Raw genomic sequence first — 18360 nt, forward strand, 5'->3', positions numbered from 1 at the left:
CATTTTAAAAAAAACGTGTTCCCCAAACACGTTTTTTTTATTTTTGAAAACTACCCTGCTCTACACTACATTTTCTCTTTGTTTTTATACATTAAAGTGATAAAAAAGAATTGACATAATAAAATCTTGTTTCTACGAAATCATAATTTTTAAGTCAATCCTTTTTTATTATGCAGCTCTTCTATATCCTGCTTTTTGAGCAGCCTCTTCTGAATTGAAGACTAATAGGTTTTTTGCTGCGATATTGTTATAAGAAGGATGTGTCGGTGTATAATAATATCCATTCTTTTTACTTGCTCTCACTATTACTTTCTTAGGTTGTTGTAATTGTGTTTGCGTCTCTTTATTTTGAGCTATTTGAACAGTCTCATTTTTTTCCCCATCCTGCTCATCAATTCGTTTTTTAGGTGGAGGGGGCGGTGCTACTTGTTGTTCTTTCTTTTCTGAGTCATTATCTGCTGATGACTGTTCCTCTATTTTTTTATCACGTTCTTCTTTTTTCTCTTGGAAAGTTTTTCTTTGTTCTTCCTTTTTAGCATCACTAAAGTGATTAGTCATTAACATTGTTAGCGTCATCACTAGTGCACTCACAGCTCCTAAAACTACTTTTTTCAAACGCGTTTTACGTTGAATAAATTTTACAATAGGTGGGCACAATAATACAAAACTTAATATGAATACAATACTAGCATAGCCAATACCGTGAGTGAATACCATACTAAGCGATATTATCATAAATACTAAAAAGATAAACCACAAAATAACTTGTCCATGTTCTTTTATGAATTTATTCACAATATTTCTCCTTAAAAATAATCACTTATCTATTTTAACACTTTCTTATCTAATAAACAATTATTTTTATAAATAACTTTTAATTTAGCGAAATATAAGGGATTTTATAATAATATATTTATATAAAATCCGTAATTATTTTCTCGAAATAACCATAGCAATCCCTTGCCCTCCACCTATACAAAGTGAACATACTCCTTTTTCCTTGTTATCTTTAATTAATGCATGTACCAAAGTAACTAAAATACGGCAGCCACTAGCTCCTATCGGATGCCCTAGTGAAATTGCTCCACCACGAGTATTAACCTTACTTTCGTCAAGATTTAATAAGCGTGTTACAGCTATTGATTGCGCAGCAAAAGCTTCATTCATCTCAAATAAGTCTATATCTTCTATATTTAAACTTAATTTTTCTAGTACTTTCTTTGTTGCTGGAACGGGTCCTAAGCCCATCACCTTATTGTCTAACCCTGCTGATGCATAACCCTCAATATAACCTAGAACATCTAACCCTAACTCTTTTGCACGATTTTCACTCATTAATATTACACAAGCAGCTCCATCATTAATTCCTGAAGCATTCCCAGCCGTTACTGTTCCATCTTTCTTAAAAGCCGGGTGTAATTTGGCTAAACTTTCCAATGTAGTATTAGCACGTACAAATTCATCTGTGTCAAAAATAATTTCTGCTCGTCTAGTTTTAATAACTATCGGCACTATTTCGTTAACAAACTGATTATTTTCAATAGCTATTGCTACCTTTTTTTGACTCTCTAGAGCAAATTCATCCTGTTCTTTTCTTGTTATATTGTATTGTTCTGCGATATTTTCGGCAGTGATACCCATATGATAATTTTCAAAAGCATCAGTTAATCCATCATTTATGATAGTATCTTCTAATTCAAAGCTACCTAATTTTTGACCAAAACGTGCATTCTTCGTGTAATGAGGTGCTGCACTCATATTTTCTACTCCACCACAAATTACTATATCATTATCGCCCAACATAATTGACTGCGCTCCTAGCACTACACTTTTCAAACCAGAACCACATACCTTGTTCACAACAAAGGCACTCTTCTCTTTTGGAATGCCTGCATTAACTGCGATTTGTCGTGCAACATTTTGCCCCAGACCAGTTTGTAACACATTACCAAATATTATCTCATCAACAAGATTGGGATCAAGATTTATACTTTCTAATGCATACTTTACAAGATCCCCACCAAGTCTAGCAGCTGAAACATCTTTTAAACTTCCACCAAAACTCCCTATAGCAGTTCTCTTCGCACTTACAATAGCAACTCTATTCATGTTTTTAATTCTCCTAATTTGATTTACTAGTATATTTTACTATAAATACTGCACTTGTTCAAATAATGTATATAACCGACAAAGAATAAAAAAAACACTATTGTAACATTTGTTTTATATTTCTGTAACGTTATTGTAATACATTTGTAATAAATTGTTGTTTTTTGTAATCTAAAGATGTATAATATAAGTATATAGAAGTTATATAAAAAAGAAGGTGAACATCATGAATAAATTTATAAAAACTACCGGAATATTTATCTTAGGTATTGGTCTAATGACTGGCTGTACTGATAAAGTTGCTCAAAAAATAGATACTCACAAAAATAATATTACTTCTGAATTTACAACTACTAATAAGAAAGATACTACTTTGACTCCTCTTCAAAAAGAAACAAATAATCTCCAAAGAGATAATAAAGCTGAAGAATTAACAAAAAATGGAAATATCAATATACAACAAACTCAAAACAACAATACAAAACAAAATAATGTAATATTACAAAAACATAACTTAACAAAAGCTGGTCAAATTATAGAACCTATGGCATATGGAATGCTAAATTTAAGAGGAAGTAGCACTGCAAACGTCGTAAGATACATAGCTAGTACGGATAGAAGTAATAATATCATAAAACAAATTAATTTAACAAAAGTACTTGATTTATTAAATACTTATAACGCTCAAACATTTAATAAACATGATGTACTCCAAAGATTACGAAATGACAAAGAAATAGAATTTGTACAATTGAACAATAAAATTACTGATTATAATAAACTAGAGTTAGAAAAACTAGTAAATCATAAAAATAAAGTAATATTTTTTGAAAAAGATCAAGTATTTATTGCAAAAAGTGACATTGGTTATGGTGGCCCTACTGATACAATCTTTATGCCAGTTGAAAAATGGGAAATACACGGAGATAGAGTTCTAATTCCTTTTGAAACTATTGCCACAAGAAAACCTATAGGAATTATGACCCTTCATTTAAACAATAAAAATTATGATAGCGGAATTGATAAAACAATGTACTACGTTGAAAAATTCGAAATATACTAAAATTAAAAAAGAGAGTGACTCAAAAATCTTAATTTCAAAGAAACAAGGTTTTTGAGTCACTCTCTCTTGTACTAGTTATTATATTTTTCTACTATTTTCTTAGCACTAGCTAAGTTCATATGTTTTTCATTTCTAAGTTCTTCAACTATTAATTCTATATTATCATGAGAAGCTCCAGCCAAGATCGCTAAAGATTTTGCATGTAACTTCATATGACCTTTTTGGATTCCATCTCCTACTAACGCTTTTAGGGCGGCTAGGTTTTGAGCTAAACCTACAGAAACGAGTATGCTCGCCAAAGTTTTAGCATCTGGATTGTTTAATAATCCCCTTGCGACTTTTACTGTAGGATTAATTCCAATAGATCCTCCTACACTAGCTACTGGCATCGGTAAAGTAATCTCTCCAATAAGCATACTGTTTTTTTCATCACAGTACCATCTAGAAAGACCTATATATTGTCCATCTTTAGCTGCATAGCTCTGACACGCCGCTTCTATAGCTCTCCAGTCATTTCCACTCGCTATAACAACGCTATCTATACCATTGAAGATACCTTTATTGTGAGTAGCTGCTCGATAAACATCTGCTTTTGCGAATTTACTAGCAAGCTCAATTCTTTTTGCAAGATACTCTCCGTCATTACCTAATTCTCCAAATGGGATAGTACATTTTGCAGTAACTAGTGAGCGTGTCGCATAATTCGATAAAATCGCCATCAATGCAACACCTTCAGTTAATGATTCTAACGAAACTTTAAGTGCCTCTAGCATAGTATTTAGCATATTTGCCCCCATCGCCTCTAAAGTATCAACGATAAGATAAACAACTACAAAATCCGTTCCATCTTCTGATAGAACTTTAACCTCTATATCACAAGCTCCCCCTCCACGCTCTACTATAGACGGATATGCTTCATTAGCTGTTTTTAAAAGCAACTCTTTACTTTGTAAAATACATTCTACAGCTCCATTAGTATCAACTATATTATATAATGCTACATGACCAATCATTTTTCTATCTAGAACTTCTGTCTTGAAACCACCTGATTTCGCTACTATTTTCCCAGCATTACTACAAGCTGCAACTACCGACGGTTCTTCTGTAACAAATGGTACTACGTATTGTTTTCCATCAACAATAAAATTTGGCACAACGCTAAACGGTAGAGAAAAAGTTCCAATAACATTTTCTACCATGTTATTAGCCGTATTAAAGTCTAGAACTTCATTATTTTTAAGAAATTCAAAATGTTCTTCACTTAAAATATCAGTTTTCTCAATAACCTCTAAGCGTTCATTAATATTTTTTTTATAAAATCCACTCCAAATTTTTTCCATAGTTCCCTCTTTTAAAATTGTTTTTTATATATTCTCTTATGATTTTCTATTTTTTCTAAAATAAATTTACTTTCATCTTGAATATCAGAAATATCTAGGTTACCCTCTTCATCAACAGTAGTATCTCTAAAGAACATATTCTCATATTCCTCTATTGAAATACGTGTTCTACTAGCGAAGTCCTCAAAACGATTATCTCTTAATTGCTCCTTGTAACCATCCACTAAGGTTAAACTAAACACTTCAGCAACTGCTCCACTACCGTAACTATATAAAGCAATCTTGTCTCCAGCTTCTAAAGTAGTGTTATTTTCAAGAAGTGATAACAGTCCTAAGAATAAAGATCCTGTGTATATATTACCTACTCGTTGGCTATATAAGATTGATTCATTAAAACGAGCAAGTAGCTCTTCTTTCTTATTCTCTTTAGTTTGTTCTAACAACAAATTTAAACCTTTTAATCCTAACTTAGGATATGGTAAATGTAAACATACTGCTGAAAAGTCCTCAAGTTTATTTTTAGATTTTTCGATAAATCTATCCCACGTAGTTGTTAAACAATCAAGATACTGTTCGGTAGAAAATCTTCCCTCTACAAATGCATAACAAGAGTAATTTGGACGCCAAAAATCCATAACATCACGAGTTAAACAAACATTATCATTGTTAAATTCTAAAATTCTTGGATTACTACTCACTACCATCGCACAGCTACCAGCCCCTTGTGTAGACTCTCCTGATGATTTAATTCCATATTTTGCAATATCACTAGCAATAACCAATACTTTTGATTCCGGATTATTCATAACATGATTTTTAGCAAAATCTAAAGCTGCTGTAGCACCATAACATGCTTCTTTCACTTCAATAGCACGTACAAATGGTTGGATATCTAAAAGTCCATGGATAAATACCGCAGAAGCTTTACTCTGATCAATTCCTGATTCTGTTCCTACGATAATCATATCAATTTTTTCTAAATCATCTTTATCAAGTATTTCAAAAGCTGCCTGCGCTCCAAGAGTTACAATATCTTGAGATACAGGTGGAATACTCATTTCAAGTTGTAATAGACCTTTAGTGAATTTATCAGGTTCTATTCCACGCGCTGTTGCTAAATCACGAATATCTAAATAATAACTTGGCATTGCAAAGCCAAACTTATCAATTCCTATTTTCATTATCAAATTCCTTTCAATCAAATTCGATTTATTTATCTATAACAAATTTTCCAACTATATTATACTATTAAACATTTAAAAATTAAAGTTTAATAAATATAAACTTTCAATTTAAATTAAAATATTTCATGCAAATACTATTGTATAAAATTTTCACGAATTAGTCCATAGATAGCCATTAAAAATTACAAATCTTGTGCCTCAACTATTATAAAATTCAAACAAAATGTATCCCGAGCAGTTTCACTATTAATTTATAATTTTTTAAAATTTAGAATTTTAGGTGAACTCCTTGTATAAACTCGATTTTACTAGCATTTTTATATTGAAAAATAGTTTCTTTTTAATAAAAAAATTTTTTTGTAAGCATTTTTGTTGTTTATTTTTAATATTTTTCTTATAATGGTAATATATCTAAAAAACCCCGGGAGGATTATTACTATGACATTTAAATTACCTGAATTACCTTATGGATTCGATTACTTAGAACCAGTTATCGACGCTAAAACAATGGAAATTCACCACGACAAACACCACGCTGCTTACGTTAACAACCTAAACGCAGCTTTAGAAAAACACCCAGAATTCGAAGCTAACTGCATTTGTGGTCTATTAAAAAACATTGATAGCGTACCTGCTGACATCCGTCAAGCTGTTATCAACAATGGTGGTGGACACCACAACCACAGCCTATTCTGGAAATCTCTAACTAAAGCAGATTCTTCTGAATTCGCTGGATTAGTTAAAGAAAAAGTTGAAGCTGAACTTGGTGGATACGAAGAATTCGTTAAGAGTTTCTCAGCTGCAGCTGCTACAAGATTCGGTAGTGGTTGGGCATGGCTAGCTTTAGATAAAGAAGGTAAACTAGTTGTTACTTCAACAGCTAACCAAGACTCTCCATACTTAACAGGTCTTACTCCAATTCTTGGATTAGACGTTTGGGAGCACGCTTACTACCTAAACTACCAAAACCGTCGTCCAGACTACATTAAAGAATTCTTCCGTGTTGTAAACTGGGATTTCGTTAACGAACGCCTAGCTAAACACTTAGAAAAATTAGGTAAATAATTATATAGATAAAAAGCTGTCACATGACGGCTTTTTATTTTTTATCAAGTGTTTATCTCCCTCAATCAACACTTATCCGGTCTTTTCCCCAACTTAATTTAATGACAATTTTAACTTCATAATGTATAATGAAAAACACTCAATTAGGGCTGACCCAAAAGTCCTAAATTTTAAAAAAGTGTATATGATAACTCATAGACGCAGTGGTTTATTGATATCTAAATACGTTTTATAAAAGCTTTTTAGATATCTAATAAACTGTGCGGGGGGGGACTCAACAAAATCTTGTTTCTCCGAAAATCATGATTTTTGAGTCACTCCCTTACATTTATTATTAAATAGTTTGAAGGAGAATTGATATTGAATAATTGGAAATTTATCGCTGGTTTCACCGGAGTATTCGCAGTATATGAAATACTCGTATTTCTATTATGGCTAGGCTTAAAGTGGATGATCTCACCTTTTGTTCCCCCTAAGGTTAAATTGGCTATTGGTATTGCGCTATTTATCATTGCTAACTTTTCTATTATAGCTTATATGTTAAGATTAGGTGCACCTTGGGTAAACTACGGAAACATCTGGTACTTCTACTTTTTAAATGGTGCTGTCATAGGTGTTATCTTATTAGTTGCTAAGTTATTACTAAAAATCTTTAAATTAAACCTTACTCAAGGAATTAGTTTAAGTATAACTGTTCTATATTTATTGGGGATGACTGCTCTTGGATTATTTTGTGCATACTCTCCTACTGTGATTAATAAGACTATCAAGGTAGATAAACACATTGAAAAACCTATTAAAATCGCCATGGTATCCGATCTTCATCTTGGGACATTTTTCTCAAATCCTCAACTTGAAAAACTGAACAAGATTATTGATGAAGAAAAGCCAGATGCTGTAGTTATCGCAGGAGACCTTATGGACGATGATATGGTTATGTACAAAAAACACAACATGCAAGAAAATCTAAGTAAGCTAAAAGCTCCACTAGGCGTTTATACTACAATGGGAAATCACGACCGTGACGCGCTAGAAATAGTAAATGAGGTTAAGAAGACAGGGATTATCCCACTATTTGATAAAAGTATTCCACTTAATAATGATATAACTTTAGTAGGACGTAAAGATAAAAGTGTGAGTCGTGATAGACTTGATACTGCAGACCTACTTAAGAGCGTTGATTTAAATAAGACCATTGTTCTTGTCGATCATCAACCTGATGCTGTCGATTATCACGCTACATTGCCTATCGATGTGCAGCTCTCTGGGCATACTCACCGCGGACAACTATGGCCATTAAACTTCATCACTGATATAGTTTATACTCTAGATCATGGCTACGCAAAGATTAATGGTAAACATTTCTTCACTTCTGCAGGTTATGGTTTCTGGGGACCACCTTTCAAAACTTCAGCTCGTAGTGAAGTATGGATAATTACTATTGAAGGAAAATAATAAATTATAAAAGAAACTCAACAATTCGATTCATAAAAATCAGTTCGTTGAGTTTCTTGTTTTTCCTATCTATTTTTTTTGAAAATCTCTATTAGTTTTTTTTCATCTTTTCCATTTAAAAAGTATGCTTTTCTTAATGCGGCAATATTAAATGCATCATCCTGACTCAGGTTTATAACCTTTTCTAATTCTTTTTTATAAGCTGGTGTTTGAAGTCTTTCAAATGCTTCTTTACTCTTCTCATCACGCTTTTTTATCTTGTCTCTTGTATTAGAAATCATCGCATAGACAAATATAAATCCTAGCATGATATATAATGTATTCATGTTCATCGCAATTACTTCCTTTGTTTTATTCTATATACACATTATATAAGTTTTGTATGCGATTGTAAATATTTTAATTAACTTATTTCTTCTTAACTCCTTCTAAAAATTGATTTTTCTACTATAATTTGTTATGATAAGGTGTACTTTAGTTAAAGGATTATTGAATAATGAAATTTTTAACAAATATTAATGATGAAAAATATACTGAATTTATAAAAAATCACAAACATGGTAATATGATGCAAGCTATTGAGTGGTCTCATATTAAAAATACTTGGGGGGCTGTAAGAGTAGGTGTTCAAGATGAAAATAATAATATTATAGCTGCAGTGCAAATTCTAACTCGTCAAGGACTATGGTATGCTCCGCGTGGACCCATTCTAGATTACAGTAATACCGAACTACTAAATTTCTTTTTAACTAACCTTAAAAAATTTGCTAAAGAAAATGGTGCAAAAATGGTTAAATTAGACATCCCCACAGCTGTAAAAGATGAAAAACTAGCAATTTTTAAGGATATTGAAGTAAATAGAGAAAACAATAGTCTTATTAGAATATTCAAGGATAATGGTTATAAGCACAAAGGTTTTAACCTTGATATGAGTAGTACTATTCAACCACGTTTTAACACAGTTACAAAACTTGAAAAAGAAGTTCCGGATCTTTTCCCGAAAGATACACGTCGTTTAATTCGCGATGCTGAGAAGAAATTCGTTGAAGTTAGACGTTGTGGTAAAGAAAATCTTGATGATTTCCTTTTCGCCTTAGCTTGTACTGAGAAAAGAAAAAATATCTCATTGCGTGGTCGTGAGTATTTTGAAAACTTGTTAGATACTTTTGGAGATAACGCCTTATTATATATTTCATATATAAACGTAGAAAAAGCTGTAAAAGAATGTCATTCTAGAAAACAAGCTCTTGAAGATGAAATTGAAGCTCTTGGCGAAAAATCACCGAAGAAAAAACGTACACTTCTTGAACAAGTAGCTGGAATTGACAAGTTAATCGTACTATTTGATAGTTTAGATATAGAAGATAAAAATAAGGATCAGGTTATAAGCGCTGCGATTACTATCGCTTATGGCAATCATGCAGAAATTATTTACGCTGGTATGAATGAAGATTTCGCAAAACTTCCTGCCCAATATAAAATCTTTTCTGATACTATGAAAAAAGCTCAGGAAATGGGTGTTAAAGAAGTTTCTATGGGTGGAATCGAAGGAGATTTAAACGACAGTCTACTTGGTTTTAAATCAAAATTTGCTCCAAATATCGTAGAATACTACGGAGAGTTCGATTTAGTAATCTCTCACGTATTCAATTTAATGTACAACTACGGCTTACCACTAAGAAGAAAAGTATTAAAACTAATCAAAAGATAAAAAATAAGTCTGTAAATCATTATGGTTTACAGACTGTTTATTTTAATCTACTCATTTTATATTTTTTAAACATTTGTTCTTTTGATTGTGGTGCGAGACGTCTTCAACCAACTTTCAAAGAAAAGATTGTTTTCCGACTAAAAAGAAAGCTTGTAATCTTTCTTTTCCTCGATAAAATGCAACAGCATTTTATTTCCACCACTATAAAGAACAAATGAAAAATATATAAATTATAAAATAGTTAGTTATCTACTATAATTTAGTTATTAATTCACTATAATAATGTGCTAGAAAATTAGTCTCCGTTTTAAACAATAGAAAACTTTGTATTTAGTTTTAAATTCTGTTTTTATTTTTCTCCTACTGTTTTAAAGTAGCTGAAGTAAAATACTTTAGTGTTTCACTAGAAAAATTCGAGATTACAAACCCTAAGCTACATTAAAAACAGTAGTATTAGATAAATAAATCCCTATATAAAAATTAAAAGAGCTGTACTCTTGATGATTCCACTGAAATCACAACTATTGAGTCAGCTCTTTATTTAATTATATTTTTTTAACGAACTCAGATTTTAATTTCATAGCGCCAAAACCATCAATTTTGCAATCGATATTGTGATCTCCATCAACTAATCTGATATTTTTAACACGAGTTCCTTGTTTTAATGTAGATGAACTACCCTTAACTTTTAAATCTTTAATTACAGAAACTGTATCTCCATCTTGAAGTACGTTACCGTTAGCATCACGATAAACTTTCTCCTCTTCTGCTCCACTAGCATCTTCTGGTGACCATTCATGAGCACACATAGGACACACTAGCATAATTCCATCTTCATAAGTATATTCACTTTTACATTCTGGACAATTAGGTAATGTCATTGTTTTCCTCCATAATATTTCAATTTTGTACAAGGGATATTATACCATAATGAGATATAATATCAAAATAATATCAAATAACTTACTCTTTTAAACCTTGATGCAATAATAATTCTAACATAAAAAATCTCTTTTTTAAAAATTTTTTTGAAAAATCGTCTACTTTTGTAGGCAAAGTACTTGAATTTTTTTTAAAGAAGTAATAAAATATGTATTAAAGAGTTAATCACATTATATTTATTTGCGGTTATTCTAAAATATAAAATATAAACAAAAATTTTAAACAAAAGAGGAATCAAATTATGGTTAAATATGATTTATTAGTAGTAGGATTCGGTAAAGCCGGAAAAACTTTAGCTGCAACATTCGCTAAAGAAGGAAAAAAAGTAGCAGTAGTTGAAGAAAGTAGTGCAATGTACGGTGGTACTTGTATCAATATCGGATGTATTCCAACTAAAACTTTAATCGTAGCTGCTGACAACAAAAAAGACTATACAGAAGCTAAAGCTACAAGAGATGCTGTTGTATCTAAACTTAACGCTAAAAACTTCGCTATGTTAGACAGTAGTCCAAACATTGATGTTTACACAGCTCACGCTAAATTCGTTTCTAACAAAGTAGTAGAAATTTCTGCTAACGGAGAAACTAAACAACTTGAAGGTGAAATCGTAGTAATTAACACTGGAGCTAAAAACAATGTATTACCAATTCCAGGATTAACAACATCTAAAAATGTTTACGATAGCACAGAATTACAACAATTAGAAAAAGCTCCTAAAACTCTAGGAATCATCGGTGGAGGTAACATCGGATTAGAATTCGCAAACCTATACGCTCGTCTTGGAGTTAAAGTTACAGTTATCGACTTCGCTCCTGGAATCTTAGGAAGAGAAGATAAAGACATCGCTGAACTTGCTCAAGGATACCTAGAAGAAGCAGGAATCGAGTTCAAACTAGGAACTGCAACAAAAGAAATTCGCAACAACGGAGAACTTGTAGTTGTTGATACAGAAAAATACGGTGAGTTAGAATTCGAAGCAGTATTACACGCAACTGGACGTCGTGCTAACACTGAAGGATTAGGATTAGAAAATACTGATATCGAATTACGTCCAAACGGAACAATCGTAGTTGATGAATTCTGTCAAACAGCTGTAGAAAATGTATTTGCAGTTGGTGATGTTAACGGTGGATTACAATTCACATACGTATCATTAGATGACTTCAGAGTAGTTAACGGATACTTACACGGTAACAAAGAATACACAACTGCTGACCGTAAAAACGTACCTTACTCAACATTCATCTCTCCAGCATTATCTCACGTTGGATTACACAAAGAAGAAGCTGAAGCAGCATATTCTAACGTTGCAGTAGCATCACTACCAGTTGCTAACATGCCAAGAGGAGCTGTTAACCAAGACCCACGTGGATTATTCCGTGTAACTGTAGATAAAGACACTAACTTAATTCTTGGAGCTACACTATTCGGTAAAAACTCAGAAGAAATTATCAACTTAATTAAAATGGCAATTGATAACAAAATTCCATACACTTACATTAGAGATCAAATCTTCACTCACCCAACAATGGCTGAGAACTTAAATGATTTATTCAAATTAATCTAATAACTGTAAAAAGCTTAAAATCTCAATAATAATTTGAGGTTTTAAGCTTTTTTATACTAGGAGCGACTCAAGAAATTTCGATTTTAAAGAAATCGATTTTATCGAATCTCTTCCGCAATGTTTATTAGTTATCTAAGCGTCATTATAAAGAAAATTTAAATATGAACAATCCATTTCTCCTGTTACGTCTCATGTAAACTTTTTTAAAAATTAGAGCTTTTTAATTAGTACCATTTTAATTTATTAAAAGGAATATGTCTTTTAGCACTTTACAAGGTATAATTTTTCTTGTATAATGAACACATGTCTTTTTAAAAAATACAATGAAAAGGAGATAAGACAATGAGTTATTATAAAAGAATTCCGTTAATAGTAAAACTTATTATAGCTGTTACTTTAGGGATAGTTTTAGGAAGTACTCTATCTACATCAATTATTAGAGTATTCGTTACTTTCTCATCAATTTTCAGCTCATTCTTAGGATTCACAATCCCACTTATTATCGTAGGATTTATCGTACCAGGTATTAGCCAAGTGTCTAACAACGCTGGAAAATTACTTGGACTTTCAACAGGAGTTGCATATATTTCTACTATTATCGCAGGAACATTTGCATTCTTAACAGCACAAGCAGTATTACCAAATATCTTAGCTAACGCTACATTACAATCATTCAAAAACCCAGAGGATTTATTATTAAAACCTTTCATCGAGTTTAAAATGAATCCAATTTTTGATGTTACTACTGCTCTTATCATCTCATTCATCTTAGGAATTGGGATTTCAGCAACACAATCAGAAGGATTAAAACAAGGATTTGCAGACTTCGGAGAAATTATAGAAAAATTACTTGCTTCTGTAATTATCCCACTTCTTCCATTCTACATTCTAGGTGTATTCATGAATATTACAGCTTCTGGTGAAGTATTCAAAATCTTAAAAATCTTCGCTATGGTATTTGTAATTATCATTATTATGCACATCGCGATTATTATTATCCAATACACAGTAGCTGGATCAATCAATGGTAAAAATCCATTTAAGATGCTTGTAAATATCCTACCTGCATACATGACTGCAATCGGTACTCAATCATCAGCTGCTACAATTCCTGTAACACTTAAGAGTACTAAAAATATGGGTGTTGATAAAAATATCGCAAACTTTACTATTCCATTATTTGCGACTATCCACTTATCAGGAAGTACTATTACTTTAACTACATGTGCATCTGCAGTATTCTGGTTACAAAACGGTGCTGCATTCCCATCAGCTGCAGTAATGATTAAATTCATCTTACTACTTGGTGTAACAATGGTAGCTGCACCGGGAGTTCCTGGTGGAGGAGTTATGGCCGCTCTTGGATTATTACAATCAGTTCTTGGATTCAACGAGATCATGTTATCTCTAATGATTGCATTATACATCACTCAAGATAGCTTTGGTACTGCATGTAACATCTCTGGAGACGGAGCTTTATCAGCAATCGTTGATAAATTAAATAAACTTTTCTTTAAAGAAGATTTGAATCAAAAAGCATAAGAAACTATCCCACAGACGGAAGTTTGTGGGATTCTTCATGATTAAAAAACTGTTGGTTGTAGACGTCTCGTACTACCATCTAAGAACAAGCGTCCATAAAATCTAATTTAGTAAAAAACAACTATATATAGTAGCTACATAAAAACAGTAGGCTATCGAATAATACTTAACAAAAAAAGCAGCTCTTTGAACTTAATCTCCGAGCCACTTTCATTATTCTATTTAAGTTTATATCTTAGTTTCACCGGATTATGATCACTATATCTATACTCTTGATTTAGCGTTTCTACTCCAAGTACCTCAATATTATCACTAGCAATATAACCATCGATAATAAAACCATATGTTCCTTCACTATCTCTCACATAAGGTTTATTATTAAGTCTTGCAGAATTTTTACTCTCATCATACACTAACTTAAAGCCACTCGGTAATAAACTCTTATCAAAATTTTCAGCACGCCAAAGCTCTTTTGGCACAGTATTAATTTCATCTTTTGTTAAAGTTTTTAACGACTGATTGAAATCTGCTCCAACTAACACATAATTACCTTTTTTATACTCATAATCAATAAATTCAAGAAGTTGTTTTGTCTGAGCAATTTTTCCAGAATTTCCCTTATCATAAGCATCAAGATGAGCGTTAATTAATATTAAATATTTATCACTATTTTCAATTTTCGTATAAACAACAGAAAATCCACGTTTTAAATTCGCTAATCTCTCAGGAAAACTAAATGGAATCGCCATTTGAAATCTTCTCGCGTTCTCTATTTTAAAATTAGTCGCAGTATATATACCACTTTTCACCTTTCCTAGTGGTGGCAATGGATATGGTATATATCTAACCTTGAAATTATACGCTAAAATACTATTTAAACCCAATTTTTCATCAAAAGCTGTAACCTGATTAATATTATAACTACGCTTTGAATCTTCATCAATTTCTTGAATAAAGTTAACATTCGCATTCTCATTTTTAACTATTTCTGTAATGTTTTTCAAATTGTCTTCAACGTGATTTTTATCTAGTGGTAGTACCATTTTTCCACCATCCATGAAAAAATCTTCATCTTTATCAAGGCCAGCATATCCTATATTCCAGTTAAGAGCACTATATTCTATCCCTAACTTTGCGTTTTCTGAAACACCCTGTTTAGTAACCGGCAAACTCTCAACGCCATTTGGACTATATTCAGTAGCCATCAAGTATCCAACTAATCCTAAAAAGCCTAATACCCCTACTAACAACAAACTCACTATAAATTTTAATATTTTTTTCATCATCAACCTCATAAAAAAGGAGCCTCGACAAAATCACAGTTTTCGAGTCACTCCTTAATACTTTACATTGTAATCTATTAATTTTTCTTATTATCTGGTAATTGTGACACGATAATCCCTACAAAAACAATAAGCATACCTATTCCTTCTCGTAAACCTATATGTTCACCAAGAATAAGTACTCCACCTATTGCAGCTACAACAGACTCTAAACTTAATATTAAAGATGCTGTATGCGGTGGAACATCTTTTTGACCAACGATTTGTAAAGTATATCCTACTCCACTAGAAAGTACCCCTATCGCAAGTAATGGCCAAATTACACTCATAATATCTGCAAAAACTATCGTTTCCTTAAATACTGCAAGAACTAAGCTCAACACAGATACAACAACTAATTGGACAATTGATAAAAACATAGAATTAACCCTAACAGCAGAATAATCAATAACAATAATATGAATACCAAATAAAATAGCACTAACTAAAACTATAATATCTCCCATCTCCAAGGCAAACTCTTCTTTTACTGATAAGAAATAAAAACCAATTACCGATAAAATTAACCCTATTATAAAGAATTTATTAAGCTTATTTCCTAAGAAAACACCGATAAACGGAACTATACATATATATAAAACTGTTATAAATCCAGCCTTCCCTGCCGTTGTCATACCGATTCCAATTTGCGAAATATACATTGCAAAAAATAGTACAATCCCACAGATTCCACCTAATAACCAACTTTGCTTTTTCGTCGTTGGCTCAGCTAACATTTTCAGATCTTGACTCTTATATAAACTAGGAACTAACACCGCAACAGCTCCAAGAAAAACAACTGCTATTATCGATCTTATTCCTACCACTGTTAGTGGTCCTAATACCTTACTCGCTATATTTTGCCAAATAAAAGCCAGACCCCAAATAATCGTTACGATTATCAATAATAATTCTGAAATAAATTTTCTCATTAATACACCTTTCCTATACTTATTTTATCAATATCAAAATTCTAAAAGTATTTACTATTCTAGCAATAAATACATCACACTTTTATAATTTTATATGTTATTTACAAAAATTTCAACTATTATCTATCGCTTATGACAACTAATAGAATTCCAAACATTTTTAAATATTTACAAGAAAATACTAATATCCTAAAAAAAGACATAGACGACCGTAGTCATCTATGTCGTATATTATTTTTTATTATTTAGCACCTTCGTTAGCAGTTAACTCAATATCATAAAGTTTGAATTGGTTTTTCTTAACTTTAGCTAAATCGTATGCTTTAACACGTTTGTTGAAGAATGAAAGGCTAGTATCCCAGCTTAATGGGAAGAATGGTAATTCTTCAGCTACTTCTCCATCAAATTTGTTGTAAGCTGCTTTTAATTTAGCATCATCAAACATATCATCAGTTGCTTGAGCTTTAAAGCTGTTTTCAAATGCTTCAGTAGTGTAGCGGTATAAGTTTAATGGAGCTTTTTTACCTAGTAACTCTTGACGGTTAGGGTTTGTTCCATATTTCCACGCACCTTGGAAGATATCGATTGATGGATCATCCGCTTGTACACGTTGAGAGAAGTCTTTTGGAGACATAAGTTTTCCGTCTACTAATTTAACATCTAATCCTACTTCTTTCCAAGATTTTAAGAATACATCTGCTAATGCTTGGTCATATTCTGCTCCTGTGTTACGGATAGCGAAGTTGAATGAAAGTTTGTTTCCGTTTTTGTCCTCACGTAGTCCGTCACCATCTTTATCTTTGTATCCAGCGTCATCTAATAATTTTTTAGCTTTTTCTACATCTTTTTTAGCTGCAGTTGCATTTTCGTTTACTAATTTACCTACAGCTGCTGGGTACATACCAGATCCAGTTGGAGTGAAACGTAATCCTTTGAAGATTTTTTCATTGATTTGGTCACGGTCAACTGCATATAGGAATGCTTGACGTAAGTTTTTGTCAGCAAGTTTAGAGTTAGGATCAACTACGTTTTCACCTTTAGCTTTGTCGAATTTACCTAGTTTGAATCCAACATATGACATGTAGCGAGAAGTTTCTCCTAAGAATGTTCCGTTCTTGATGTCTTTAGCTCCTTCATAGACACTTGGAGTAACATCTTCAATCATGTCTACTTCTCCATTTTTGATTACTTGGCTAGCTTGAGCTGGAGCTACTGTTTTGAACTCGATTTTTTTAAGTTTCATTTTATCTTTATCGTAGTAGTGAGGGTTTTGTTCTGCAAGAACACTTTCTCCATTTACTACTTTAGTGATGTGGTAAGGACCATATGATAATGGTTTTTTATTTAAGTCTGCTTCAGCAAATTTAGTGAAGTCTTTAGATGCTTCTTCAACTTGTTTTGCATTTAAGAATTCACCAACAAAACCTTCACCCCATAACAATGATGGACGTACTTGAGTATATTTAATTACTACAGTTTTATCATCTTTAACTTGTAAACCAGAGATCGTTTTTGCTGTTCCTGCGTGGTACTCTTTCATACCTTCAACAAACTCAAACGCAGCGTTATAACGAGTATTTGTAGTGAATTTAGGGTTACCCATAAGCTCATAAGTAGCCACGATATCTTTTGTTGTTAAAGCTTCACCGTTACTCCATTTTACTCCATCATGAATAGTTAAAGTAACTTCTTTTTTCTCACGATCTAAGTGGAATTTAACTGCAGCGTTTGCATCATCTTGAACAACACGCCCTTCTTCATCAGTAGGGAATGTTCCACCCATTACAGCTAAGTTCACGAATTGATCTTCTGCCTTATCTGAAAATACTGGGTTAAAAAGACCTGTTAGTGGCTGTGGAGATAAAATACCATATTTTAATGTTGCTCCATCTACAGCACTTCCTCCGTTATCAAAACTTGATTTAAATTCAACTTTTGGTTTAGGAGCGTTTTTGTTTCCAGTAGTATTGTTAGCACTTGAACATCCAGCTAAAATAACTGAAAGTGCCATCGCCGAACTAAATACTTTTAAAAACTTATTCTTTTTCATTTTATTTCCTCCATAATATATAAAAACTTATTTTCAATTATTTATGAAATCATTCTAACATTATTTTAATAATAAGTC

General features: G+C 32.0%; 15 protein-coding genes. 6 read left to right on the forward strand and 9 right to left on the reverse strand.

All coding sequences use genetic code 11. The features are described from left to right. Positions 1 to 168: 168 nt before the first annotated feature. Positions 169 to 795, reverse strand: coding sequence for an O-antigen ligase family protein (locus RWQ73_RS03075; protein ID WP_314406645.1), 627 nt, complete (start codon positions 793 to 795; stop codon positions 169 to 171). A gap of 135 nt (positions 796 to 930) precedes the next feature. Beyond that, on the reverse strand, positions 931 to 2109 hold the full coding sequence (locus RWQ73_RS03080; protein WP_314406646.1) for an acetyl-CoA C-acetyltransferase: 1179 nt from the start codon (positions 2107 to 2109) through the stop codon (positions 931 to 933). 226 nt (positions 2110 to 2335) lie between these two features. On the opposite strand from RWQ73_RS03080, the gene RWQ73_RS03085 reads away from it, so the two are divergent. Beyond that, positions 2336 to 3172, forward strand: a complete 837-nt coding sequence (locus RWQ73_RS03085) for a hypothetical protein (protein ID WP_314406647.1) — start codon at positions 2336 to 2338, stop codon at positions 3170 to 3172. A gap of 71 nt (positions 3173 to 3243) precedes the next feature. Here the strand turns inward: RWQ73_RS03085 and RWQ73_RS03090 are convergent, their stop codons facing one another. Together RWQ73_RS03090 and RWQ73_RS03095 are read right to left on the reverse strand one after the other, a co-directional pair. Continuing rightward, positions 3244 to 4512, reverse strand: a complete 1269-nt coding sequence (locus tag RWQ73_RS03090) for a hydroxymethylglutaryl-CoA reductase, degradative (protein WP_314406648.1) — start codon at positions 4510 to 4512, stop codon at positions 3244 to 3246. An 11-nt stretch (positions 4513 to 4523) separates the two neighbouring features. After that, positions 4524 to 5693, reverse strand: a complete 1170-nt coding sequence (locus RWQ73_RS03095) for a hydroxymethylglutaryl-CoA synthase (protein WP_314406649.1) — start codon at positions 5691 to 5693, stop codon at positions 4524 to 4526. A 441-nt stretch (positions 5694 to 6134) separates the two neighbouring features. On the opposite strand from RWQ73_RS03095, the gene RWQ73_RS03100 reads away from it, so the two are divergent. After that, positions 6135 to 6761 carry a superoxide dismutase gene (locus RWQ73_RS03100; protein WP_314406650.1) on the forward strand — a complete coding sequence of 209 codons (627 nt, stop codon included), beginning with the start codon at positions 6135 to 6137 and terminating at the stop codon, positions 6759 to 6761. 360 nt (positions 6762 to 7121) lie between these two features. Continuing rightward, positions 7122 to 8216, forward strand: coding sequence for a metallophosphoesterase (locus RWQ73_RS03105; RefSeq protein WP_314406651.1), 1095 nt, complete (start codon positions 7122 to 7124; stop codon positions 8214 to 8216). A gap of 65 nt (positions 8217 to 8281) precedes the next feature. Here the strand turns inward: RWQ73_RS03105 and RWQ73_RS03110 are convergent, their stop codons facing one another. Then, on the reverse strand, positions 8282 to 8548 hold the full coding sequence (locus tag RWQ73_RS03110; RefSeq protein ID WP_314406652.1) for a hypothetical protein: 267 nt from the start codon (positions 8546 to 8548) through the stop codon (positions 8282 to 8284). A gap of 164 nt (positions 8549 to 8712) precedes the next feature. On the opposite strand from RWQ73_RS03110, the gene RWQ73_RS03115 reads away from it, so the two are divergent. Further along, complete coding sequence (locus RWQ73_RS03115) at positions 8713 to 9927, forward strand: peptidoglycan bridge formation glycyltransferase FemA/FemB family protein (protein ID WP_314406653.1); 1215 nt, start codon at positions 8713 to 8715, stop codon at positions 9925 to 9927. Positions 9928 to 10472: 545 nt separating this feature from the next. Here RWQ73_RS03115 and RWQ73_RS03120 read toward each other — a convergent pair. After that, entirely contained in the window at positions 10473 to 10808 is a 336-nt protein-coding gene (locus tag RWQ73_RS03120; protein WP_314084671.1) for a zinc ribbon domain-containing protein YjdM, read from the reverse strand. A gap of 302 nt (positions 10809 to 11110) precedes the next feature. Between RWQ73_RS03120 and RWQ73_RS03125 the strand changes: the two genes are divergently transcribed. Together RWQ73_RS03125 and RWQ73_RS03130 are read left to right on the forward strand one after the other, a co-directional pair. Then, positions 11111 to 12436, forward strand: coding sequence for an FAD-containing oxidoreductase (locus RWQ73_RS03125; protein WP_314084668.1), 1326 nt, complete (start codon positions 11111 to 11113; stop codon positions 12434 to 12436). Positions 12437 to 12778: 342 nt separating this feature from the next. Continuing rightward, on the forward strand, positions 12779 to 13978 hold the full coding sequence (locus RWQ73_RS03130) for a dicarboxylate/amino acid:cation symporter (RefSeq protein ID WP_314406654.1): 1200 nt from the start codon (positions 12779 to 12781) through the stop codon (positions 13976 to 13978). Positions 13979 to 14196: 218 nt separating this feature from the next. Here RWQ73_RS03130 and RWQ73_RS03135 read toward each other — a convergent pair whose 3' ends face one another. The 3 genes from RWQ73_RS03135 to RWQ73_RS03145 all read right to left on the reverse strand — a co-directional run bounded on the left by RWQ73_RS03135 (position 14197) and on the right by RWQ73_RS03145 (position 18282). Continuing rightward, positions 14197 to 15261, reverse strand: a complete 1065-nt coding sequence (locus tag RWQ73_RS03135; RefSeq protein WP_314406655.1) for an endonuclease — start codon at positions 15259 to 15261, stop codon at positions 14197 to 14199. A 77-nt stretch (positions 15262 to 15338) separates the two neighbouring features. Next, positions 15339 to 16232 carry a DMT family transporter gene (locus tag RWQ73_RS03140; protein ID WP_314406656.1) on the reverse strand — a complete coding sequence of 298 codons (894 nt, stop codon included), beginning with the start codon at positions 16230 to 16232 and terminating at the stop codon, positions 15339 to 15341. Between the two features lie 241 nt (positions 16233 to 16473). Next, positions 16474 to 18282, reverse strand: coding sequence for an ABC transporter substrate-binding protein (locus RWQ73_RS03145; RefSeq protein ID WP_314406657.1), 1809 nt, complete (start codon positions 18280 to 18282; stop codon positions 16474 to 16476). Positions 18283 to 18360 lie beyond the last annotated feature (78 nt).

It is taken from the genome of uncultured Gemella sp., assembly GCF_963525875.1.
Lineage (GTDB): Bacteria > Bacillota > Bacilli > Staphylococcales > Gemellaceae > Gemella.